The organism is Ideonella sp. P3_A4, assembly GCF_056403075.1.
Genome location: NZ_JBFUGE010001110.1, coordinates 1 through 1,195 on the forward strand (window position 1 = coordinate 1; position 1,195 = coordinate 1,195).

General features: G+C 63.1%; 2 protein-coding genes. Both read right to left on the bottom strand.

The window, feature by feature from the left end; all coding sequences use genetic code 11:
• Positions 1–19: 19 nt before the first annotated feature.
• Entirely contained in the window at positions 20–721 is a 702-nt protein-coding gene (locus tag AC1DYI_RS36255) for a c-type cytochrome (protein ID WP_477208922.1), read from the bottom strand.
• Positions 722–788: 67 nt separating this feature from the next.
• Positions 789–980 (bottom strand): DUF2970 domain-containing protein, encoded by a 192-nt coding sequence (locus AC1DYI_RS36260; RefSeq protein ID WP_477208923.1) that lies wholly within the window; start codon positions 978–980, stop codon positions 789–791.
• Between the last annotated feature and the right edge of the window lie 215 nt (positions 981–1,195).

Consider the following 1,195-nt stretch of genomic DNA (forward strand, 5'->3'; position numbering starts at 1 on the left):
CCTTTGATCAGCGTCGTGATCATTGTTCGCCGCTCCCGCATCGAATGGGCAGCGGTTCGGTCGAGGCAGCCGCCGGCTTGGTGCCCAGCGGCAGCGTTTGTGCCGACAGCCAGCGTGCCACGGCACCGACCTCGTCTGCCGACAAGCGCCGCGCGACCTCGGCCATGCAGTCAGGCTCCTTGGCCTTGCGTTGGCCCGTGCGCCATGCGCCGAGCTGTCCGATGAGGTAGTCCGATGGCAAGGTCAGCAGCCCTGGCATCGCCGGCAGACGCCCGGCCATGCTGTCGCCATGGCAAGCCACGCAGRCGGGAATCTTGCGATCCACATCGCCTTTGAACACCAGAGTCTTGGCCAGTTGCTGCTCTTCGGAGCTCAAGCCGTGCGCCCGTGCCGGTGGATACGGCAAGTCCAGCTCGGAGAAGTACTTGGCGATGTCACGCAGATAGTCGTCGGACATGTGCTGCAGCAGGTGGCTCATCGCCTGGTTCTTGCGCCGCCCGTCCTTGAAGTTCTTGAGCTGGTTGAAAAGGTAGCCCTGCGGCTTGCCGGCGATGCGAGGGAAGTAGCCGTCGTTCGTCGCGCGCCCTTCCTTGCCGTGACAGACGACGCAGGCTTGCATGCGCTGCGCCATGCTGTTCGTCACTTTCGCCGTCGGGTCAGGCCTGACGCCCTCGGTGGCCTGCGCGAAGACCGCCGGAGCGGCACCTAACAAGGCAAGCATGAGGACAGTGGAAAGAAGGGATTTCATCGGCGTAAGCATGCACAACCAAAACGGACCATCACGCCGCCTACTGCCCCAGCGAGCCCACGGCCAGCGTGGCCAGGCCCCACAAGGTCAGGCCAAACAGCGCGGTCAGGCTGACAGCGACCACCGCCAGGGCGACTGGCTTTGCATGCGCCAGTTCGTCGCCAGCCGCCGCACGCCGGCGAATACCGAAGAAGCTCCACAACACCATCCGTACGTAGTTCAGGGCACCCATGCCGCACCTCGCTTTCGTGCCCCAAACTATGCCGGACCGGCTGCAACGTTCCAAGGCTCAGTTTCTTCAAAATTGACCATATCAGATGGCTCACCACAAGGGCATGCATACGTATCGGCGCCTGACTCGGTACAGTGGCTTACCTCTGAGCATCTGGCATAGCAGATGCGAGCCCACAGCCACCGCCCGATCACGCCCATGAAGCGATACGAAGC

Bases quoted from the DNA above. Each gene is read 5' to 3' on its own strand.
- AC1DYI_RS36260 (WP_477208923.1), bottom strand. From the start codon at position 980: ATGGGTGCCCTGAACTACGTACGGATGGTGTTGTGGAGCTTCTTCGGT.